The sequence below is a fragment of the Belliella buryatensis genome (assembly GCF_900188245.1).
Lineage (GTDB): Bacteria > Bacteroidota > Bacteroidia > Cytophagales > Cyclobacteriaceae > Belliella > Belliella buryatensis.
The window spans coordinates 123,623-146,315 of record NZ_FZOK01000001.1; the positions used below are offsets into that span (position 1 = coordinate 123,623).

The 22,693-nt window shown below is 37.0% G+C and carries 20 protein-coding genes; 13 read left to right on the forward strand and 7 right to left on the reverse strand.

Annotated features, from left to right (window positions below; translation table 11 throughout):
• Positions 1 to 95 precede the first annotated feature (95 nt).
• Positions 96 to 971, forward strand: a complete 876-nt coding sequence (gene cas6 / locus CHB66_RS00540) for a CRISPR-associated endoribonuclease Cas6 (RefSeq protein WP_089236887.1) — start codon at positions 96 to 98, stop codon at positions 969 to 971.
• A 51-nt stretch (positions 972 to 1,022) separates the two neighbouring features.
• Here the strand turns inward: cas6 and CHB66_RS00545 are convergent, their stop codons facing one another.
• A complete protein-coding gene (locus CHB66_RS00545) occupies positions 1,023 to 2,285 on the reverse strand; it encodes a type IX secretion system plug protein (RefSeq protein ID WP_089236889.1) in 1,263 nt (420 codons plus the stop codon).
• 91 nt (positions 2,286 to 2,376) lie between these two features.
• Entirely contained in the window at positions 2,377 to 4,314 is a 1,938-nt protein-coding gene (locus CHB66_RS00550) for an ABC-F family ATP-binding cassette domain-containing protein (protein WP_089236891.1), read from the reverse strand.
• Between the two features lie 129 nt (positions 4,315 to 4,443).
• On the opposite strand from CHB66_RS00550, the gene CHB66_RS00555 reads away from it, so the two are divergent.
• The 4 genes from CHB66_RS00555 to CHB66_RS00570 all read left to right on the forward strand — a co-directional run bounded on the left by CHB66_RS00555 (position 4,444) and on the right by CHB66_RS00570 (position 7,848).
• On the forward strand, positions 4,444 to 5,538 hold the full coding sequence (locus CHB66_RS00555) for a PQQ-dependent sugar dehydrogenase (protein WP_394335269.1): 1,095 nt from the start codon (positions 4,444 to 4,446) through the stop codon (positions 5,536 to 5,538).
• An 87-nt stretch (positions 5,539 to 5,625) separates the two neighbouring features.
• A complete protein-coding gene (locus CHB66_RS00560; protein ID WP_089236895.1) occupies positions 5,626 to 6,300 on the forward strand; it encodes a carboxypeptidase-like regulatory domain-containing protein in 675 nt (224 codons plus the stop codon).
• A gap of 51 nt (positions 6,301 to 6,351) precedes the next feature.
• Positions 6,352 to 7,095, forward strand: coding sequence for a carboxypeptidase-like regulatory domain-containing protein (locus tag CHB66_RS00565; protein ID WP_089236897.1), 744 nt, complete (start codon positions 6,352 to 6,354; stop codon positions 7,093 to 7,095).
• Positions 7,096 to 7,203: 108 nt separating this feature from the next.
• On the forward strand, positions 7,204 to 7,848 hold the full coding sequence (locus CHB66_RS00570) for a hypothetical protein (protein WP_141107345.1): 645 nt from the start codon (positions 7,204 to 7,206) through the stop codon (positions 7,846 to 7,848).
• A gap of 89 nt (positions 7,849 to 7,937) precedes the next feature.
• On the opposite strand, the gene CHB66_RS00575 is transcribed toward CHB66_RS00570, so the two are convergent.
• From CHB66_RS00575 to CHB66_RS00590, 4 genes are all read right to left on the reverse strand, one after another.
• The gene (locus tag CHB66_RS00575) at positions 7,938 to 9,260 is read right to left on the reverse strand and encodes an ABC1 kinase family protein (RefSeq protein WP_089236901.1); all 1,323 of its coding nucleotides are present in this window, start codon (positions 9,258 to 9,260) and stop codon (positions 7,938 to 7,940) included.
• Positions 9,261 to 9,272: 12 nt separating this feature from the next.
• On the reverse strand, positions 9,273 to 9,938 hold the full coding sequence (locus CHB66_RS00580) for a TetR/AcrR family transcriptional regulator (RefSeq protein ID WP_089236903.1): 666 nt from the start codon (positions 9,936 to 9,938) through the stop codon (positions 9,273 to 9,275).
• Positions 9,939 to 10,170: 232 nt separating this feature from the next.
• Positions 10,171 to 10,713: an ATP-dependent protease subunit HslV gene (gene hslV / locus CHB66_RS00585; RefSeq protein ID WP_089236905.1), complete on the reverse strand. Its 543-nt coding sequence runs from the start codon at positions 10,711 to 10,713 to the stop codon at positions 10,171 to 10,173.
• 118 nt (positions 10,714 to 10,831) lie between these two features.
• Positions 10,832 to 12,490 (reverse strand): pyruvate dehydrogenase complex dihydrolipoamide acetyltransferase, encoded by a 1,659-nt coding sequence (locus CHB66_RS00590; RefSeq protein WP_089236907.1) that lies wholly within the window; start codon positions 12,488 to 12,490, stop codon positions 10,832 to 10,834.
• 123 nt (positions 12,491 to 12,613) lie between these two features.
• Between CHB66_RS00590 and CHB66_RS00595 the strand changes: the two genes are divergently transcribed.
• The 8 genes from CHB66_RS00595 to CHB66_RS00625 all read left to right on the forward strand — a co-directional run bounded on the left by CHB66_RS00595 (position 12,614) and on the right by CHB66_RS00625 (position 20,417).
• Positions 12,614 to 13,573, forward strand: coding sequence for a YheT family hydrolase (locus tag CHB66_RS00595; RefSeq protein ID WP_089236909.1), 960 nt, complete (start codon positions 12,614 to 12,616; stop codon positions 13,571 to 13,573).
• A gap of 24 nt (positions 13,574 to 13,597) precedes the next feature.
• Positions 13,598 to 14,296 (forward strand): SOS response-associated peptidase, encoded by a 699-nt coding sequence (locus CHB66_RS00600; protein ID WP_089236911.1) that lies wholly within the window; start codon positions 13,598 to 13,600, stop codon positions 14,294 to 14,296.
• Positions 14,296 to 15,195 (forward strand): MBL fold metallo-hydrolase, encoded by a 900-nt coding sequence (locus CHB66_RS00605; protein ID WP_089236913.1) that lies wholly within the window; start codon positions 14,296 to 14,298, stop codon positions 15,193 to 15,195. The genes CHB66_RS00600 and CHB66_RS00605 overlap by 1 nt, the downstream gene beginning before the upstream one ends.
• A gap of 105 nt (positions 15,196 to 15,300) precedes the next feature.
• Entirely contained in the window at positions 15,301 to 16,299 is a 999-nt protein-coding gene (locus CHB66_RS00610) for a 3-oxoacyl-ACP synthase III family protein (protein ID WP_089236915.1), read from the forward strand.
• Position 16,300: 1 nt separating this feature from the next.
• Entirely contained in the window at positions 16,301 to 16,846 is a 546-nt protein-coding gene (locus tag CHB66_RS00615; RefSeq protein ID WP_089236917.1) for a hypothetical protein, read from the forward strand.
• Positions 16,847 to 16,998: 152 nt separating this feature from the next.
• Positions 16,999 to 18,618 carry a toxin-antitoxin system YwqK family antitoxin gene (locus CHB66_RS00620; protein WP_245812633.1) on the forward strand — a complete coding sequence of 540 codons (1,620 nt, stop codon included), beginning with the start codon at positions 16,999 to 17,001 and terminating at the stop codon, positions 18,616 to 18,618.
• Positions 18,619 to 18,657: 39 nt separating this feature from the next.
• Positions 18,658 to 18,834, forward strand: a complete 177-nt coding sequence (locus tag CHB66_RS16780) for a Lacal_2735 family protein (RefSeq protein ID WP_139325561.1) — start codon at positions 18,658 to 18,660, stop codon at positions 18,832 to 18,834.
• Positions 18,835 to 19,037: 203 nt separating this feature from the next.
• Complete coding sequence (locus CHB66_RS00625) at positions 19,038 to 20,417, forward strand: DUF6600 domain-containing protein (RefSeq protein WP_089236919.1); 1,380 nt, start codon at positions 19,038 to 19,040, stop codon at positions 20,415 to 20,417.
• A 52-nt stretch (positions 20,418 to 20,469) separates the two neighbouring features.
• Here CHB66_RS00625 and CHB66_RS00630 read toward each other — a convergent pair whose 3' ends face one another.
• Positions 20,470 to 22,632: a glutamine synthetase III family protein gene (locus CHB66_RS00630; RefSeq protein WP_089236921.1), complete on the reverse strand. Its 2,163-nt coding sequence runs from the start codon at positions 22,630 to 22,632 to the stop codon at positions 20,470 to 20,472.
• Between the last annotated feature and the right edge of the window lie 61 nt (positions 22,633 to 22,693).

The window sequence follows — 22,693 nt, forward strand, 5'->3', positions numbered from 1 at the left end:
AAAAATTTGTACTTTTGCAAGAACCTTTAAATAAAACACATAATTAAAGTCAAATTACAGTTAAATAATTGTTTCAAACTTATTTTTAACAAACCGTGAGAATTCGTTTAATATTTTCGTTAAAAAACAAAGGTGCTTATTTACCATTTCACCACCAGTATATTCTGGCACAGTTTCTCAAAGGGCTTATCGTAAAAGGTGGCCGCGAGGAGTTTTTCAATTACAATTACTTCAACTTCTCAGGTCTAAAAGGTCAGACCAAGGTAAGTAGAAGCGGACTTCACTATTACTCAAGCTTAGTCACTTTAGTGCTTTCATCACCCAATGAAGAGTTTATGGACTATCTGCTTGAGCAAGTATTTGCAACTCCGAAAATTGAATTGGGGAATTTAGTCATCTCTCCTGAATATACAGAGGTGGAAACAGAGCCAGAATTGGAGACTTCGAACAAGTTCGTCTGCATCTCCCCTCTTGTCTTATTGACTCCATCTTTCAATGATGAGTCAGGTAAGAGATTTATCAATCCAGATTCTGATGAATTTTCAGATCTACTGTATGAATCTACCCTGACCAGAATGGAAAGATCAGGTTGGTACTCACAAGAGCAGATGGAGTCTTTCTACAAGTTCCAAGTTGTCCCTGACATGAATTATGTAAATAAGCTCAGAGAGCAGCAAAAGAAATTTGCTAGAATCTATTCTGTTTACGACATGGATGTCAAGTATGAAGTAAGAGGTTATACTCTTCCTTTCACTTTATATGCAGCCCCAGAAGTGCAGGATTTCGTGTTCAAATGTGGTCTTGGGGCATTCACCCATAAAGGCTTTGGTATGCTAGACCTTGCAAACCATGCACCTAACCAAAGAACAGAACCTTACAAATTCAAAAGAGAAGGTTTCATTCCTTACAAATCATTGCAAGAAAGAAACAAAACTCAAGAATCAGAGGGAGATGAATCTGAATCGGCTTAATCACCAAAAAGCTTAAAAGTCAAAAAGCCTGGCCAATTGGCCGGGCTTTTTTTATAATCTTCTTTTATTTGGATTGACATTGACATAACCTACCAGTTCATCGTACCTACTCCCTACATCTCTGAAGTAAACTAGGACTTCATATTCATTTTCAGTCTCAAAATGATCTCCCTCTACAGGAGACATGTTCCAACCAGAATCAGTTTTGTATGCAAACTGGTAATCATACCAGCCTTGCTTAAGTAAGAGTGTCGCTTGATAGGTATTGCTCTTTTTATTTAATTCCATTTTTGCTTCTGGAGTTCTACCCCAGTTAGTCAATGCTCCTACAATATATGGCGTATCAGTGATACCTTCTGGACTTAGATTAAAAGTAGCAAGCATATATTCGCCTTCCAGATCATGATTCCTTCTTTCAAAATTAAAAATCACATACTGTCCATTCATGTCTAAATATTGAGAATAAGCTGCTGATGGCCTGGCTTTTTCCACTAAAGTTTCAGCAAATACCACATCTTCTTCCATCTGTACACGCGCTACATTATTTCCTCTAGCTCTCACGTACCTAAGGTCTACAAAACGAAATTCATTTCCGGCAAAAAAAGCATTTGATCCATCAAACAATTCATAAGCAACCGTTTTAAGATCTTCTCTTACCATAGTAGGTTTGAGGTCAGTTATAAAATTATCCCAACGCTGATTTTGTCTAATCACTATCCTGAAACCAGTCCTAGGATCTAATACTTCTCTCCCTTTATAATTCAAGTTGATATTTAATTGTTGTTGCTTCCTGCGGTTTTCTGTTTGACTTGGTGGAACAACCCTCGCTCCTACTTGAATGGAATTATCAAAAACCATAAATCTTCTCGTCAAGATTGTTTTATCCTGCTCTCTGCCCCTATACACTTGGACTACATAATTACCACTTTTGGTAACTTTAGGAAGTACAAAATTGTAATGGATGTATGGAATTCGAGTATCAATCGAATAATTATAATCTGTCACATTAAATTCATTGAACTGAACCAGGTAGTCATTCTCCTTGAGGTCTGATGGAGTCCAATCCATGTCACAATGAATGATCCTAGCAGAATACATATCTGGATCATAGGCGATATCATCGAAAGAAAGCAATAATGGAGAACCTGCTTGTAATGAAATAGCTGGAGAACTCATCTGAGAAGCAAAATCCTGTGATTGAGGAAAAAGCCTTACAGACTGTATGTTTTCTTCATAAACGCGATCTTGGATTGGACCTTGTCCAAAAGAAGTGAATGATATTAATAAAAAGAGACTAAGAAAATAAATACGCATCTTAATTACAGTTCAAGTTTCAGACCAAATTACAATAACTCTTCTAAACCTAAACAAATAAATACTATTTCGTTATTGATATTTCTGAAAATTACCCCAACTCCAATTCAATGTATTCGATCTCTTCCACCAAAGTCTCCCAAAACTTGGTTAGTTCAGCTTCTTTATCTATGATTTTTTGGTATTGTCTATTTAGCTTATCTAACTCTTGGCTATTACTAAAAACATCAGGATCAGCCATTTTTTCTTCTAGGCTTCCCTTCTGCTCTTCAATATCCATCATATCATACTCTAACTTCTCTAGGTCTTTTTGCTTCTTCTTCAATTCCTTCTTCAACTGATTTGCTTCATTCTGGTCTACTTCCCTACGTTTTGGGGTAACTTCTTTTGGGGCAATATCTTTTGGAATACCTGCATATTGAGCTTTTTCAGATTCCTGCTTAGCACTCCAATCCAAATATTCTTCATAAGTCCCAAGGTATTCTTTGATCTCTTGGTTTTCGATATACCATATTTTATTTGCTACTCCCCTGATAAAATGTCTATCATGAGAAACAGTGATAAATGTACCCTCATACTGTTCTAAAGCTTGAATCAAAATATTCACAGATTGCATATCCAAGTGATTGGTAGGTTCATCTAACAAAAGGAAATTAGCCTCAGAAATCAAAGTTTTGGCTAAGGCTACTCTAGATTTTTCACCTCCTGATAGTACTTTGATTTTTTTGAATACATCCTCGTTGGTAAATAGAAAGCAGCCCAATACATTCCTCAATTCCTGCTCAGTTTTGGCTGATCCAGCCTGATTCATTTCTTGGAGAATTTCATTATTCACATTGAGCGCTTCTAGCTGATGTTGCGCATAGAAGGATTTGATGACATTGTATCCTTCTTCACGCTTACCTTCTATCTTCTCGGTACCGTCTACGATTCTAAGCAAAGTAGATTTTCCTTTACCATTAGCTCCAATCAATGCTATTTTATCCCCTCTTTCTATTCTAGCGGTAGAATTTCGAAGTATTACTAAGTCTCCATAAGCTTTGGAGACATTCTCCAATGTCACCACATCACGTCCTGATTGCTGAGAAAATTTGAATTTGAAATTAACAGCAATATTATCATCAATAACTTCATTGACCCGATCTAATCGCTCCAGCGCTTTCACTCTTGACTGTACTTGATTAGACTTAGTCGCTTTTGCTCGGAATCTCTCAATAAAGCGCTCAGTTTGCTTGATCATCTGCTGTTGATTCTCATAAGCATTTTGCTGAATTTCCATTCTTTCCTTCTTCTCCTCCCTGTAGAAAGAGTAGTTGCCAGCATACAAAGTCAAACTCCCATGGGACACCTCTACTGTTTTTTCGATACAATTATCCAAAAATTCCTGATCATGAGAGACCACCACTACTGCACCTTCATAAGTTTTGAGATAATTTTCCACCCATTGTATTGAAGGCAAATCCAAGTGGTTGGTAGGTTCATCGAGCATCAGTAAGGAAGGCTTCTCTAAAAGTAACTTAGCTAACATCACCCGCATCCTCCAACCTCCAGAGAATGTCTTCAGAGGCCTTTGCAAATCCGCTGTCTGGAAACCAATCCCTTCTAATACTTCCTCCGCTTTCGCTTTGATTGTGTAACCTTCATTGGCTTCGAACTGATCCTGAAGCTTGGCTAACTTATCAATGATTTGATCAGAATAATCCGTCTCCATCTGCTTGAGGACTTTATCAATTTCTTCTTGAAGCCTAAGTGTCTCTTGAAAAGCCTCCAACGCTACATCCAAAATAGAATCTTCAGACTGATAGGATAACAAATCCTGATTCAAGAACCCTATGGTACAATCTTTCGCTTTCTGTATCTCTCCAGAGCTTGGCTGATAGTCGCCGTTGATCAATTTGAGCAATGTAGACTTTCCAGTCCCATTGAGACCGACAAGCCCTATTTTATCCTTTGGTTTGATATGTAATGAGGCATTTTCATACAATGCTCTGCCCCCGATGAAGTACGAAAGATTATTAATTGATAACATGGCGCAAAAATAAGGATTCTCCCATTCATATATCAGTAAGACGGAATATTTAAAGATTTTACTGATATTTAAGTTATTGAATGGCTAAAAAAAATCGATATGTATAAAAACATACTATTTGTTACGGCAATGCTAATCAGTTTTGCTTGTAATGCTCAAAATCAAAAAAATAATTACATTCAGCTAGAGACGATCAAACTTCCAGCTGGATTTGAAATCTCTGTCTGGGCTGAGGATGTGCCCAATGCTCGCTCTCTAGCTCTTGGCGATAATGGAACCGTCTTCGTAGGTAACAGACAGGGCAATAAAGTCTATGCACTTCAAGACAATAACAAAGATGGTAAAGCAGATAAAATGTACACGCTTGCCGAAGGACTTCGCATGCCCAATGGTGTGGCTTTCAAAGGAGGACACCTCTATGTAGCCGAAGTGAGCAAAATCCATCGCTTCAAAGACATTGAGAAAAACCTTGCCACTCCAAAGTCCGAAATCATCTTCGACCAATTTCCTGACAAGGCCCATCATGGTTGGAAATTCATTGCTTTTGGGCCAGATGGCTTACTTTATGTCCCTATAGGTGCTCCATGTAATATCTGTGAACCTGAGGAAATCTATGCAACTATCACCAGAATTGATGTCAACGCCAGCACTATCAAACCAGAAATCTTTGCTCAGGGAGTTAGAAATACGGTAGGTTTCGATTGGCATCCAGACACCAAGGAGCTATGGTTTACAGACAATGGAAGAGACATGATGGGAGACGATATCCCTGATTGCGAATTGAATCATGCTCCTAAGAAGGGGATGCATTTTGGCTATCCATATTGGCATGCTGGGGATGTGAAGGATCCAGAATTTGGCAATAAAGGAAAAAGCAAAGATGCTTATGCTGCTCCAGCTGCAAAACTTGGTGCTCACACCGCCCCTTTAGGTATGCGATTCTACACAGGAAGTCAATTCCCAAGTCAATACAAAAATTCCATCTTCGTAGCCAAGCACGGTTCCTGGAACAGAAGTAAGAAATCAGGTTACCAACTTACAAGGGTAATCTTGGACAACAGTGGTAAAGTACAAAAAGAAGAAGTCTTTGCTGAAGGTTGGCTAGACCATGCTAGTCAAGATGTATGGGGCAGACCGGTAGATGTTCTCCAACTCCCTGATGGAAGTATACTCGTCTCTGATGATATGGCTAATTGCATTTATAGAATTAGCTACAAGAGGTAAGGATTTTGATTGTAAGTTTTAGTTTGTATATTAAAGTGTATAAGTCTACTACTAGATATAAGATACATTAAAGAGATTTGGAAACACATGAATAATAAAAACTTAAAACTATCAGCCAAAAAGCCTTATGATAAAAAATGGGGCACATTTACCATAAATCTAAATATTAAATATTTCTCAAAATACGAATCGATGGTTGTCTATTTTTTGAATTTATACCATGAAATTTTTCAGCAATACATGAACACCAAAAGTCAAAAAGATTGTTCGAAAATAAACAAACATCGTAAAAGTTTTCTTTTTGATGCAGCCATTTCTTTCAAGAATTTTGCTGTAGTGATAGTTTTAGCAGGAATATTTTATTTTGCTGGATCTTCTCAAGTAATAGCCAAAAGTATTTATCCCCAGGACAAGAACATTATCACTAAACAAATAGAACAAAAATCTGGGACACTTAAGCTCCAATCGCTCATAAATGATAGTTCGGAGCGTATGATTAAAGGTAAAGTCATAGATAGCGAATCAAAAAAACCACTTGAAGGTGTCGCAATCCTAATTCAAAACTCTACTGAAGGAACTGTAACAAATAAAATTGGAGAATTCAACCTTAAAGTACCCGTAAACTATACTAAAAAGAAAATAAAGCTAATTTTTAGCCATTTTGAAAATGACAAAAAATCCGTTACAATCCGCACAAATCAATTGTCAGATTTTCATACTATTGAACTTAAAAAACCAAAAGACAAACAACCAAATCAGTGAAACAACCTTTTAGGTTTTAAATAGAGGAGTAATTTAAAAAAAACAATAAATATGGCTGATAAAAATCTAAAAGTATCAATCAAAAAGCCGTGTGATAAAAAATGGGAGTCATTTTCTTTAAATGAAAATGGTGGCTTTTGTTCAAAATGTAAAACGACGGTAGTTGATTTTACAAATTTATCGAATGAAGAAATTCTTCAATATATGAACAACAGTAATCAAAAGGTTTGTGGTAGAATAAACATACACCATAAAAGTTTTCTTTACAAAGCAGCTAGAACATATAGGCACTCTTTAGCTTTCAAAGTAATAACAGGATTATTTCTATTTGCTGGGACAGATAAAATCAACGCAAAAAATCAAATCCCTCAAGACAAAAATTTCACAATAGGACAGACTTCTCCAGAATTGCTCAATATAAATTTTCAAGTTTTAAAAAATGCTAGTACGGAAAGCTTCATTTCAGGTAAAGTAATTGATGCAATTACAAAAGAACCAATACCTGGAGCAGTTATTCTACTTAAAAACACACGAATAGGAACCACATCAAGTATTGAAGGAAAATTCAAAATTGATATCCCAAATGACTTGAAAAGAAATAAAAATGAAATAGAAGTTCGTTTCATTGGTTATGAATCTGTTTCAATGAAATTTAAAAAAGACCAACTGCCAATTTATCAGGACTTTGAAATGGAGGAATCCAGAGAAGTATTGATCGGCGAGATTATCATCATACAAAACAGAAAAAGATGGTGGCATTTTTGGAAAAAAGAATATAAACCAATCAAATACTGATGTTCATTATAGCTCTATTTTTCTATCAAAGTCCAATTTTGGAATAAGGTTTGCACTTTTTGAGTAGCACTATTGAAAAAACAGATGTTTAATCAATTAACTACTATCATGAAAAGGACTATTTTATTTTCAGTAATCACTCTTCTAATTTTGTCAACTAGCTGTGCTCCCACCACCCAAATCACAGCAACCTGGAAATCAGAAGAAGCCAAATCAGGCTATAACAGTATTTATATAGCAGCTCTAACAGAAGATCTACAAATAAGACAAAATGTGGAGCATGAATTTGCATCCAGATTGCAAAATCGAAATGTAAGCACAACAAAAAGTATCGATAATCTCACGCCTGATTTCTTTGATAGCGGAGAACCTAGCAAGGATAAAATTCTAGAAGCTATAAAATCGACCAGTTCAGAAGCCATCATGACCATCACCTTGATCGATATAGAAGAGGAAGAAAGGTATATCCCAGGTGGACAAGTAGGCCCCGTCTTTGCACCAATGGGTAGGTTTGGATACTACGGGAATTTCGGCGGATATTTCAATCATTGGCATGGAGCAGGCTGGAATCAGGGGTATTATACTACAGACAAAAAATACTTTATGGAAACAAATCTATATGATTCTGAATCCCTCAAATTACTTTGGTCTGCTCAATCGAGAACATTAAATCCTAATGATATTAGTGGATTTGCTCGAGAATATGTGGATGCATTGAAAAAAGAATTAAGAAAAGAGGGATTGGTTAATTAAATCCAGATGATATTGAGACAAAAAGAAAAAGGGTGGCCAATATGGCTACCCTTTTCTGTCTTTAAGTGCACAATTATTAATTTCTAGGATTATTTCAGCCAATCAGGCTTCGTAGTTTTGATATTCGCTTGGAGTTGATTGAGAAGATTGTAGATGCCAAAATAGGTTCTATTGATATAGAGACCATGCCTTGAACCTCTTGCTTGTCGGGATTTCTTGAACATCTTTTCATTTGATATCCTATCACCGAGTTGGAAAATCTGCTCAAAGTAGCTATCATCAGCAAAATCAAAGGTTTCCACATGAAATGGTTTTCCAAGAAGAGAAATCATTTCTTTGAAAACGCCCTTGAAATAACCTTTCTCCTCTTCAGTATCTTTATCCGAAATAAACTCTAGGCCATAGAAAATCTGATTGAGTTCTTCTTCATTGATTAGCAAATCTCTCTTGATCAATGAAAAATAACCCTGATAAAAATCCTCGGGTATGACTTTTACACAACCGAAATCTATGATTCCCAACTTACCATCGTTTTGTATAATAAAATTTCCCGGGTGAGGGTCTGCATGTACTTGTTTGAGGTTGTGTACCTGATGATGATAGAAGTCCCATAGTGCTTGGCCTATTTTATTCCTATCTTTTTGACTAGGATTCTTTTGTTCCAACCACTCTTTGATATGAAGACCATCTATCCAATCCATAGTGATTACTCTTTCTGAACTCAACTCTTCATAATAGCTCGGGAAGTTCAGATTAGCAATGTGAGCACATGCTGATGAAATCTCTTTAGATCTGGCCACTTCTAGCTTATAATCCGTCTCCTCAAGCAACTTCTCCTCTACTTCTTCCATGTAGTGATCAAGCTCTTTTTCATTCATATTGAGTAACCTCAATGCAAATGGTCGAACTAATTTCAAATCTGAACTTACAGAATCGGCTACTCCAGGATATTGAATTTTAACTGCTAGTTTTTTACCATCGATGGTAGCTTGATGCACTTGACCAATAGAAGCTGCATTTACTGCTGACTTGGTAAATGACTCAAATAAACCTTCAGGACTTTGGCCAAAGTACTTTTGAAAAGTCTTTACTACCAAAGGGTATGATAAGGGTGGGGCACTGTATTGTGCCATCGTAAATTTATCCTGATATGCTCTTGGCAGGATGTTCTTGTCCATAGACATCATCTGAGCTACCTTCAGAGCTGACCCCTTAAGCTCGCTTAATGAGTTGTAGATGTCATTGGCATTTTCATTATGTAAATTCTCTTTTGTCAATGATGGGTTGACCACCTTTTTCGCATAATGCTTGACATAGTTACCACCGACTTTTGCTCCTGTTTTGATGAACTTCGCAGCTCTCTGAACTTTAGAAGTAGGAATACTCTCCTGCTCTCTTATCTTACTCTCCATGATTCCTTTTGATTATTTGTTTTGATATAAAAACTTCGCAAAATCAATGAAAGTATCGAGGGCACTTTTACCCATTAGATCAAATGCTAGGTTTACTGATTTTTCTATAGCTGCATCTGTTTTCTCAAATGCCGGTGAGTTATCCTTCAACCAGAATTGAAACACAAACCAAACCTGAATCCATAATGCTTCATCATAACGATCTGCAATAATAGGTCTATTGGCTATTTCCTCTGTTTCTTTTCCTTCAAGAATTATCTCATTAGCGAAATCTTTGAATTTTGATTTAAAACTCTTGATTTCGGAAGGGAGTAAATTCTTCACGTCTTTCTTATTGGTATAAAGAGAAAGTAAATAAGACCTATTTTTCTTAAGCTCTTCTATCCAGGTAAAAAGGAAACTAAGTAATTTCTCTCTTGCACTATACTCTCTATATACTTCTTGGGATTCTATATTCTGGATTGTCAATTCAAATATATGTCCCCAGACAGCTGATTTTATTGATTCAAAAGAAGTGAAATGGTTATAGAACGCTTCTTCCTTCATTTTAAGATCTTTGGCAAATTTAAAAACAGAAGCTGGTTCTTGCCCATGCTCCAAAATATAGGTTATATAACCTTCTATGATTTGACGCTTCGGATCTGATTTTGTGTTTTTCTTAGCAGTTGCTTTTTCCATGATGCTATTTTTTACTACCACTATAACCTCCGAAAGCTCCTTGAAGTTTTAAAAAACTAGATTATTCCCTGCAAATAATCTAGTTTTTTGAAGTCAACCTCAGAACTCCTATAAATAAGAGAAAAAAGATGCAGGTATAGAAATGTAACCAACAAGGATCCGCAGAAACGAAACAAAAAAACTAGGAGAAAAAACCCCTAGCTTTTAAAAACTATGATTTGAAATTTTCAACTTACTGAGAGACTTTTTCTACTACTAAGTTGTGATTGGTGTAAATACAGACATCTGCTGCAATGCCTAGACTTTCTCTGACCATTTCTTCCGCAGTCAGTTGCGGAGCAAACTTCTTCAATGCTCTACCGGCAGATTGTGCATACATACTTCCAGAACCGATGGTAGCGATCTCCAAATCTGGCTCAATCACATCCCCTGTGCCAGAAATTATCAGGATATCTTGTGCATCTGCTACGATCATCATAGCCTCAAGCTTGCTCAACATCCTATCCATTCTCCACTCTTTTGCAAGTTCTACCGCTGCACGTTTCATGTTATTCCCATAAGCTCCTAGCTTCTCTTCAAATTTTTCTAAAAGTGTGAAAGCATCTGCTGTAGACCCGGCAAATCCAGTGACAATTTTACCTCCTTGCAATCTTCTGATTTTATTAACTGTACTTTTCGCCACTGTATTACCCATGGTAGCCTGACCATCCGCTCCAATGACTACTTCACCATTGTGCTTGATAGCAACTACCGTGGTGGATTTGATTTTTTCCATGTTTATGATGTTTTAAGACTTAAGACAAAAGAAATTATATATGTCTCTTTTCAATAACCATACAAAACACAAAAAGTCCCGATAAACAGGACTTTTTGACATATAATTTTAAAATTGATTAGATCAAGATTCTAACTGGATCTTCAAGTAGCCCCTTGAGGGTCTGCAGGAAGGCAGATCCTACAGCTCCATCCACTACTCTATGATCACATGACAAAGTAACCTTCATCACGTTACCTACCTGCATTTGCCCGTTTTTCACAATCACAGTTTCTTTGATACCCCCTACTGCTAAGATACATGCATCTGGCGGATTGATGATAGCAGTAAACTCGTCAATACCAAACATCCCCAAATTAGAAATGGTAAATGTATTTCCTTCCCAATCTTTAGGTTGTAATTCTTTGTTTTTGGCTTTTCCTCCAAGAGATTTAGCTTCATTTGATATTTGAGAAAGGGACTTAGAATCAGCAAATCTAATCACTGGAACCAATAACCCTTCTTCTACCGCCACAGCCATACCAATGTGGATATGGTCATTGTATCTGATTTTATCACCCAACCAAGAAGAATTTACTTTCGGGTGCTGACGTAAAGCTGCTGCTGCTGCCTTGATGACCATATCATTGAAAGAAATTTTCACAGGAGATACTTCATTCATGCTTTTTCTGGCCTCTATAGCTTTGTCCATGTTGATTTCCATGGTCAAGTAGAAATGAGGGGCAGTGAACTTACTCTCAGCCAATCTCTTAGCAATCACTTTTCGCATTTGAGATACTTTCTCCTCAGTGAAAGACTCTTGACCTACAATTGGAGCAGAAGCAGCTGTGGCTTGTGCTACTGGAGTTTGTGCTGTTGCTGGATTGAAATTCTCAACATCTCTTTTGATGATTCTTCCACCTTCTCCAGATCCCTTGACTTGAGAAATATCAATACCTTTATCAGAAGCTAATTTCTTTGCTAAAGGAGATGCTTTAAGTCTATCTCCGTCTGCTGTAGTTGTATTATTTGGTGACACCTCTGAAGGTGCTGACTTACTTTCTGTTTTTGGAGCAGGTGCTTCTTCTTTCTTTTCTTCTTGAGCAGATGATGGTTCGTCTGCTGAGTCATCTTTCTGAGCATGAGCTTTGATTAGTTTTTCATAATCTGCTCCTTTCTCGCCGATCACTGCGATCACCCCATCGATTGCTACAGCATCTCCTGCTTCTACCCCAATATAAAGTAGCGTACCATCTTCATAGGACTCCAATTCCATGGTAGCTTTGTCCGTTTCTACTTCTGCGATGATATCACCAGCTTTGATTTCATCTCCTACTTTCTTAAGCCAGGAAGCAATCACACCTTCTGTCATGGTATCTGACATTTTTGGCATGGTGATCAATGTAGCATTGATATCAGAAGTATCTATTTTCTCAGCTGATTTCGAGTTTTCAGCCTTTTCAGATTTCTCTTCTTTAGCAGCTGGCTTATCTTCTTTTTGCTCCGCAGAAGAACTTTCACCATTATTTGCTTCCTTCAGAAGAGCATCTATATTTTCTCCTTTTTCACCAATGATGGCTATTACCCCATTGACAGGTACAGCGTCTTTTTCTTGCACACCAATGTGAAGTAGCACCCCTTCCTCGTAGGATTCCAATTCCATGGTAGCTTTATCGGTCTCTACCTCTGCAAGGATATCCCCAGGTTTTACTTCATCACCAACTTTCTTCAACCACGCTGCGATCACCCCTTCTTCCATGGTATCGCTCATCTTGGGCATTCTTATAATTTCGGCCATATGTTTTTACTATCCTAGTCAATTTTTAAGCAGGTCAAAAATAGTCGTTAAAATATCTTTATTCAAATTTAATAATAGTATTTTCATGATTTGAAATCGATAAAGTAGCAGGATAGTTCAGAAATGCCACTGATTAAAACAACAGAATATCAAAATCCAAAATGGATGTTCAATGGTCACTTACAGACCATCATACCAAGTCTTTTCAGAGAATCCATCTCCTTACCCTTTGATAGAGAAAGGATTAACACCCCCGATGGTGACTTCTTGGATTTGGATTGGTTGAAGTCTGATGCATCCAAACTAGTCATAATCAGTCATGGTCTAGAGGGGAATAGCCGTAGACCATATATGGTTGGAATGGCACATCAATTTTTTAAAAAAAACTTTGACGTTCTTACCTGGAACTTTCGTGGATGTAGCGAAGAAATGAATAAAAAACCAATTTTTTACCATTCAGGAGCTACCTATGACCTCGATACAGTAGTCAATCATGCCTCAATAGATTATCAAGAAATTTATTTAATTGGATTTAGCTTGGGCGGCAACCTTACACTCAAATACCTAGGCGAACAGAAACAAATCAATCCAAAAATCAAAAGAGCAGTAGCTATATCAGTACCCTTACACTTGGAGTCTTCGTGCGAAAAGATTTCTTCAGGAGAGAATATCATTTATGCAAAACGCTTCCTATCCACTTTAAAAGAAAAAGTTATAAAAAAAGCAGTGATTTATCCAGATAACATCCCAGTTGGAACTCTAAGAAAAATAAAGACACTTAAAGATTTTGATGATTATTTTACAGGCCCCATTCATGGATTCAAAGATGCACATGATTACTACGAACAAAATTCGTCAATTTACTTTCTTGAAGGAATAAGTATCCCTGTATTGATTCTAAATGCTCAAAACGATCCGTTTTTGACCGAAAAATGCTTTCCTATTTCTCAAGCGAAAAAGTTAGATCAAATATGGATGGAATTCCCTAAATATGGTGGTCATGTTGGTTTCAGTCCTAGAAAAAGTGCCGATATCTACTGGTCAGAAAAAAGAGCATTTGAATTTATCAATTCAGATCAGTAATTTACCCAATATATCCCGAATCACATGTGTGGAAGATACTCACTCAACAAAAGTAAAATAGAATTGGAAGAAAGGTTTCAAGCAGAAATGCTTGGTGATTTTAAACCACGATTTAATATTGCACCCACTCAACTTCTTCCTGTTTTGACTTCAGACAGCCCAAAAGGTTTTTCATTTTTCTATTGGGGAATCACTCCTGATTTTGCTAAAAACAAACCTGTCTCCCAAAAATTAATCAACGCGAGATCAGAAACAATCAACCAAAAGGTTTCCTTCAAGTCCTCTTTTGAAAAAAGACGTTGCTTGATCCCCTCAGATGGATTTTTTGAATGGAAAAGAATTGGTAAAAAAACAAAAACACCTTATAGGTTTACTTTGAGTGATGAAGGTCTATTTGCTTTTGCTGGGATATGGGAAGAATATGAAAATGACAAAGGTGAGACTAACCATACCTTTTTAATTTTAACAACAGAACCCAATAAAACTGTGGGAGAGGTACATGACCGTATGCCAGTAATACTACGCAAAGAAGATGAAAAGAAGTGGTTAGACAACTACAGCACTGAAGAGCAGTTAATTGCCATGCTCCAACCTTTCCCTGCCGAAGAGATGTCAAGTTATACTGTTTCTCCACTAGTCAATAATATAAATAATGATACTGCCGCAGTTTTAAGAAAAACTTCACCTATGGATCAATTTGGAAACTACACCCTCTTTGGATAATGCATCAAATACATATCATAGATCTTATATTTTTAGAAACAGAAGAAGCAATAGCCAGTTTTTTGATAGAAACAACTGTAGGGCCAATACTCATTGAAACAGGTCCTAATACTACTTTTGGTCAATTAAAATTGGGGATTGAAAAAGTCGGTTATAAATTAGAAGATATTCAGCATGTCTTACTTAGCCATATTCATTTTGACCATGCTGGGGCTGCATGGGAATTTGCCAATCGAGGGGCAAAAATATATGTACATCCCGTGGGTCTTCCTCATTTGAACTCACCTGAGAAATTATGGAATTCTGCTGCTCAGATATATGGGGATGATATGGATAAACTATGGGGTAAGATGGAGCCGATTGACAAGTCTCTACTTTATGCTGTATCTCACGAGGAGGTTTTCGAATTTGGTAATGTGACTTTTCAAGCCTTACATACCCCTGGACATGCAGTTCATCATATCGCTTGGAGATTGAATGATGTGATTTTTACAGGTGATGTGGGTGGCGTAAAAATAAACAATGGGCCAGTAGTCCCTCCTTGTCCTCCCCCTGACATACATATTGAAAATTGGAAAAAATCCATTGCACTAATTAAAAGTCAGGAACCAAAATTATTGTATTTAACACATTTTGGAATTGTTACAGATATTGAAAGTCATCTTGAAAGTTTAGAAGCTTTAATAGATGATTGGGCAAATTGGATGAAACCTTATTTTGAGCAGGCAAAAACACCTCAAGAAATAATTCCAGCTTTTATGGAATATACCAAATCACAATTGGTTTCAAAAGGTGTTAGTAACGAAACCATGCAAGTATACGAGTATGCAAATCCTAGCTGGATGTCCGTCGCAGGGCTTCTTCGTTATTGGAAACTGAAAAACCAAGGTAGAATCTAATGATTTCAATTTTTAGGGTAGAAATAAACAATACCAATTCAGGATGGTATATTTGTAAGAGATATTAAAAATCTAGAATAAGGCCCAAGTAATCAAATCACTTTTATGAAAAAGTCAAGAATAACTGGCGTAGGTCACTATGTTCCAGATCAAATCATCACGAACGAATACCTCTCCACTATCATTGATACCAACAATGAATGGATAATAGAGAGGACAGGTATTGAAGAAAGAAGGTGGTTTACACCTGGTAAAGATACAGTAACAAGCATGTCTCTAGCAGCTTCCACGTTGGCTATCAAACGGGCTGGAATTGCTAATAAAGACATCGATTTTATTGTATTCGCCACCATCACTCCAGACTATTTTGTACCGGGTAATGGCGTATTATTACAAAGAGAACTTGGAATACAAGGAGTGCCTGCTTTAGATGTGAGAAATGCTTGTTCTGGTTTCATCTATGCCTTATCAGTGGCAGATCAATTCATCAAAACTGGGATGTATAAGACAATATTGGTGGTCGGCGCTGAAATTCAATCTTCCGCATTGGATAAGTCTGATGCGGGTAGATCTAGTGCAGTGATCTTCGCTGATGGGGCTGGAGCAGCCATCTTGCAAGCAGTTGATCAGGATCAGCCCGGAATTCTATCTTCACATCTTCATGCAGATGGCGACTTTGCTGAAGAGCTCTACCTCAAAGACCCCGGTAGTAGCAGAGAGGTAAGATTATCTCCTGAGATTGTCGATAACCCGAGCTTTAAGATGTATATGAATGGAAATACTGTCTTCAAACATGCTGTAGTTAGATTTAATGAGGTAATATTAGAAGCGCTGGAAGCGAATGGGAAAAATAAAGCAGAAATCGACCTCCTAGTACCACATCAAGCTAATCTTAGAATTAGTAACTATATCCAACAAAAAATGGGCTTACCGGATGAAAAAGTATTCAATAACATCATGAAACTCGGTAACACAACAGCTGGCACCATCCCAATTGCACTGAGCGAGGCTTGGGAACAAGGCCGACTGAAGGAAGGAGATTTGGTTTGTCTTGCTGCTTTTGGAAGCGGATTTACATGGGCATCAGCCCTATTAACTTGGTGAGATGGAGTCTGAAATCAATCTTGAAATCATTCAAAATAAAGTCCTTTTTGAAAAGATCCATTTTCAAAAAGACCTATTTTTTGAGCTTTTCACCGAGATTGGTAATGAATTTCCTCAAAACATGCTGATCAAAATTCACCCTGCATCAAAAGGAAGTAAAGTAAGTCAAGGTTCGAATTTGGAAAAGTGTCCTTATCAAGTATTAGATTTAATTCGGGATTTTGACAATAAAAATGGATTCAACATAAGAGTATTGAATTGGTGGGGTCATGGACTATATATGATAGTTCAAGTCGGGAAAGCAAACCACAATCTAGAGGCTATTAATAAAAATCTTTTACTTAATAATTTTTATTTGAGCCAGCATATCAGACCATTTGATTACCTCCAAATATTCGAATCTTCTGTGTTGTTAGATTCTGAAAACCACAAAACCCATTCAAAAGCAATTGATGTATTGATCACTTTCAAGAAAATAGAAATTTCAAAAACTGCATCTGTCAAAAAAGAGATTCTATTTTTACTCCATCAACTGCTTGATATATAAAGCTTATAAGTTCGTTTTTTCTTGAATTTAAACTAATTTAGAACCACAAAATAACAATTCCGTATTTATAAATTGTGATTTATACTAATCACTAAATTGATTTAAATACTCATTTAGATTAAAGAAAAAAGCTCAAGTTAGAATTCATCTATATGCATTTCAAAAAGCAAGTAATAACCAAGAGCATAATAGGAATTATATTTCTATTGAAGATTCCATTTTTCGTTTATGCACAAAACTCATCGATTGTCACTTTATACAACTCAGATTCTACATTCGTAGGAACTGGAGTGATGAAAAACAATCAAATGGATGGTTTATGGAGATTTGAAAACCCCAAAACAGGCACACTGATACAAACTTCAAATTTTGTTAATGGAGCTAGAGAAGGAATTACTGTGGCTTACCATGATGGAAAAGTTAAAAGGCTGGAAGCGGAATACAAACAAAACAAGCTCAATGGTACATTTAGAGAGTTTGATATATTTGGCAACCCCAGATTGGAGCTTGTTTTCAAAGACAGCATCCCTGTTGGACCTTATAGAGAGTATTTTCCAAAAACAAGTAGAGCTTCGAACCTAAATCCAAATGTGGTAAAAATTGAAGGGAATTATATCAATGGAAAAAAAGACGGTGTATGGCTGACTTATTTCAACGCTCTCCCTCCTACTATTGCTATTAAAGAAACTTTCCAAGCGGGGGATCTTAATGGGAGTTATCAGGAATTTGACTTTGATGGTAACCTGATGTTAGAGGTTACTTATGTCAATGGAAAACCAGAAGGGGACTTTAAGAGATATGCAGGTCCAAGAATGGTTTGGGAAGAAGGGCAATTTAAAAATGGAAGAAAAATTGGTGAATGGAAAGCTTACTTTCCTGGTTCTAAAACACTTGAGTCTGAAAAATTTTATGACGACAGGGGTAACAAAGTAGGAACTTGGACTTTTTACTATGAAAACAAAAGAACTGCGAGAATAGAAAAATATGAAAATGATATTCCAGTAGGAACTTGGGAAGAATTCTTCCCAAATAGAAATCTCGCAAAAAGGAAAACTTATGAACTTGGAGTCCCAATTGGGGAGTATCTTGAGTATCATTCAGATGGATCCATATCAGTTAGTGGTCAATACAAAGGAGGAGTGAAAGATGGTCTTTGGAAAAACTTCTTCCCTGATGGAGAGCTGTATTCTATAGGAGAATATAAAAATGATTTAAAAACAGGACTTTGGAAATATTTCAATAAGATCGGAATTTTGATTGCTGAGGGTGAATATAGCCTTGGATCAGAAAGTGGACAGTGGTTTTATTACTACGATGGAGGACAACTTAAGTCTGTAGGAAGCTATTTCTTGGGCTTCGAACAGGGTACATGGGGACTTTTCTATGACAATAAACAATTGACACAAGAAGAGTTTTGGTCAAATGGTCGCTTGATGAATGTTGGAGAATATTATACTTATGACGGCTCAAAAACACTGAATAAAGGCTCTCTGAAAGATGGGAATGGTACCAGAATCACCTATTACATTGATGGTAAAAAAGAATCTGAGGGGAACTATAAAGAAGGCAAACCAGAAGGAAAATGGTCATATTATCACGAAAATGGAAGAATAGCATCTGAAGGACAGATGGTTGATGGTAAAAAAGAAGGTGTTTGGAGATATTTCAATATGAATGGAAGATTGGAACAAGTGATTACTTTCAAAGATGATGAAGTAGTGACTCCAAAAGGCCCAGAAGATGAAATTAAGTTTAAAACATTTGATGATTAAAAACAATGCATAATCTATAATGTTACTTAAAAAAAAGATATGTTTGGATTATTTAAGAAAAAATCAGAAATGGAGAAGCTCCAAGATCTATATAAAGAGACTTTAGAAAAAGCACATAAAATTTCGCACTCAAATAGGACTGCAGCCGATAAAATGATGGCAGAGGCGGAGGAGATAGCTAAGAAAATTGATGAATTAAGAAAGAATCAAAGCTAAAAGCAGATACAACAGCCTGACAAAATTGTCAGGCTTTATTTTTGTGTTATTTATAATATTTTAAGTGTTTCCTTAACGTTTATATATTTTTTTTATACTGTAAGTGTGTTTTTTTCAGCGTTTTAATAAGGTACTGTTATTTTATTCAAAACAATTTTTTATGAATACCCGTAAAACAAACTATAATACTAAACCACACTATCATGAAAAATCTAATCCTAATCCGTCTGAGTCTTGTCTTGATGCTAGGCATTGGGATGACTCTAAAGAATACAGCAGAAGCATCTCCACCAAGAATGGGAGTTAGTTTCCAAGTGTTTTACAATGAATTAAGTCCGTATGGCGACTGGGTAATGGATCCAACCCATGGGTATGTTTGGATACCGAATGTAGGAGGTGAATTCCATCCTTATGGAACAAATGGATACTGGGCAATGACTAATTATGGTAACACCTGGGTTTCTAATTATGCTTGGGGGTGGGCACCCTTTCATTATGGAAGATGGTTCTGGAATGATTACTATGGTTGGGCTTGGGTACCTGGATATGAGTGGGGTCCTGCTTGGGTAAACTGGAGAACTGGAGGCGGCTATTACGGATGGGCACCATTAGGACCTGGAATAGGTATCAATGTATCATTCGGGTTCCACAGTCACCATTGGAGATTTATACCTCAAAGAAGATTTGGTCACAGGCACTTCTATAGATACTATGTTCCGTCTTACAATGTTGTCAGTATTTATAACAGAACGACCATTATCAACAATACCTATGTTTACAACAACAGAACATATGTATCTGGCCCAAGTAGACGAGAGGTTCAGCAAGTAACTAGAAGAAATGTACCTGTTTACCAAGTAAATGACTCTGGAAGACCAGGAAGAGCAGTAGTCAATGGTAGAGGAATAAATGTATACAGACCTGAGATTGATAATTCTAGAAGTGCAAATGCACAAGCTAGACCATCTAGAGCTGTAAATGCTGAAGAATATAGAAGCAGACCAGCAGTACAAAGTCGAGCAGAAGCAAATTCTAGAATGAGAGAAACAAATGATGCTCGAATCAATCAAAGAGCAGCAACTCCGACACAAAGAAGTAGCGCTAGAAGTGAGACTGTAAATACACCGCAGAGACAAACACAAACTAGGACAGCCGCTCCTCAACAAAGACAGGCTCAAACTAGACAAGCTGCGCCCCAGCAAAGACAAGCTGAAACCAGAACTGCGCCTCAGCAACGTCAGACTCAAACTAGACAAACTACTCCTCAAGAGAGGCAAGAGCAAGTAAGAACTGGACCTCAACAGAGACAGACTCAAACTAGGCAAGCGACACCTCAGCAGAGTAAACAGCAAGTGAGAACTGCTCCCCAGCAGAGACAGTCTAGTCCAAGAGTGACGCAACAAAGAAGTAGCAGTAACTCACCAAAAGCTGCCCCAGCTCAAAGAAGTAGAAGTACTTCTAGTCCAGCTGTAAGATCTAGTAGCTCTTCAAGCAGTAGAAGTAGTGGGACAGTAAGGTCTAGTGGAGGAAGTTCTTCAAGATCCACTGGCACAAGTAGCAGAGGGGGAAGAGGAAATAACTAAAAAAAGAGAGCCAAATGGCTCTCTTTTTTTAGTTATTTTAAAATCATTTTTATTATTTAATAAATAGCATCTCTCTATATTTTACCAATGGCCAAGACTCATCATCAACCAATAATTCTAACTTATCAACTGAATATCTGATCTTGTCAAAGAAAGCTTCTTTCACATCAGTACTATATCCTTTTGCCATCTTAACGATATCTTCCTCTTTATTCAATCTTTTTCTAGCTTCAACCATTTGATTGACATTGGATTTTACTGCTTCAATATGTCTACTGACATCTTTGATTGTCTCAATAGCGGTAGTATTATCCAAGCCAAGACCTTTCAACCCATTTGCATTTTCTATCAACTTATTTTGATACAAAATCGCAGTTGGAATGATGTGATTTAAAGCAAGATCACCCATGACACGGGATTCAATCTGTACTTTTTTGATATAATTCTCTAACATAATTTCATGTCTTGCATGTAGCTCAACATTAGAAAGGACATTATGCTTGGAGAAAATTTCCATCACTTTTTTATCCAAGTAGGTATCTAAAGCAAAAGGAGTGCTTTTCAGATTTGAAAGCCCTCTTTTGGCAGCTTCCTTCTCCCATTCTTCGGAATAACCATCTCCTTCAAATCTGATTTTTTTGGAATCTTTGATATACTTTCTAAGCACATTAACAATAGCAATTTTCTTCTCCTTGCCACCTGACATCTCCTTTTCTATATCCTTAGCCATTTGCTTCAGCACCTCAGCAACAATTACGTTCAATACAGTCATTGGGCCGGCGGAGTTGGCATTAGAACCCACTGCCCTAAATTCAAACTTGTTACCAGTAAATGCAAAAGGAGAAGTTCTATTTCTATCTGTATTGTCCAGGATAATTTCTGGAATTTTTGAAATTCCAAGTTTCATATACATATTATCCCCTTTCTCGATTTTCACATTCCCATTCTTTTCTAATTCATCTAGAATACTAGATAGCGTAGAACCTAAAAATACTGAAATAATCGCTGGAGGTGCTTCATTAGCACCTAATCTATGATCATTTCCAGCGGAGGCAATGCTTGCTCTTAACAAATCAGCATAATCATATACCGCTTTGATAGTACCAACCAAAAATGTCAAAAACTGTAAATTCTCTCTTGCTGAATTGCTTGGTTGGAAAAGATTGATACCTGTATCCGTGATAAGAGACCAGTTGTTATGCTTTCCCGATCCATTGACACCAGCAAATGGTTTCTCATGAAAAAGCACCTTTAAGTCATGTTTATCGGCAACTTTATCCATCAAATCCATGAGCAATTGATTATGATCAACTGCCTTATTGATTTCTTCAAATAGAGGAGCTACCTCAAATTGACCAGGAGCAACTTCATTGTGTCTAGTAGATACTGGAATCCCCAATTTTAATGCCTCCACTTCAAAATCCATCATAAAGTTTTTAACCCGTGTGGGAATAGATCCAAAATAGTGGTCATCCAATTGTTGTCCTCTAGCCGGATTATGACCAAAAACTGATCTTCCAGCCATTACCAAATCAGGTCTAGTAGCAAATAAAGCCTTATCGATGACAAAATACTCTTGCTCTACTCCTAATGAAGGGGTCACTTTACGGACATTCCTGTCAAAAAGCTGACAAATAGCTACCGATGCATCATTGATTGCTTCAATTGATTTCAATAATGGTGTTTTATAATCTAAAGCTTCTCCAGTATATGCCACAAAAATAGTGGGGATACATAATGTATTAGAGAAAATAAAAATTGGTGAAGACGGATCCCATGCTGTGTAACCTCTCGCTTCAAATGTCGACCTTATACCTCCATTAGGAAAGGAAGAAGCATCTGGTTCTTGCTGAACCAATGCAGATCCTTTAAATTTTTCTATACCAGCATGTGCATCAAAAAAGGCATCGTGTTTTTCTGCCGTGGAACCTGTAAGAGGCTGAAACCAATGCGTGTAGTGGGTAACACCTTTGGATAAAGCCCATGTTTTCACCGCTGATGCGATTTCCTCTGCTGTTGATGGGTCTATTTTAGCTCCCTTTTCAATTGCTTCTTCTACTTTCTTGTAAACTGTCGGAGCAAGTGACTCTTTCATTTGCTTAGTTCCGAATACATTTACTCCAAAATAATCAGAGATTTTAAGTGATGGTGCAGTCACACTTACACTTGGTCTGCCTTGCGCCATTAGAAGCGCTCTTTGTCTTAAAGTTGCCATTTCTACAATAAGTGGTTTGTTTTTATACCTACAAAAATAGAAAATATTTGTTATTTCTCAC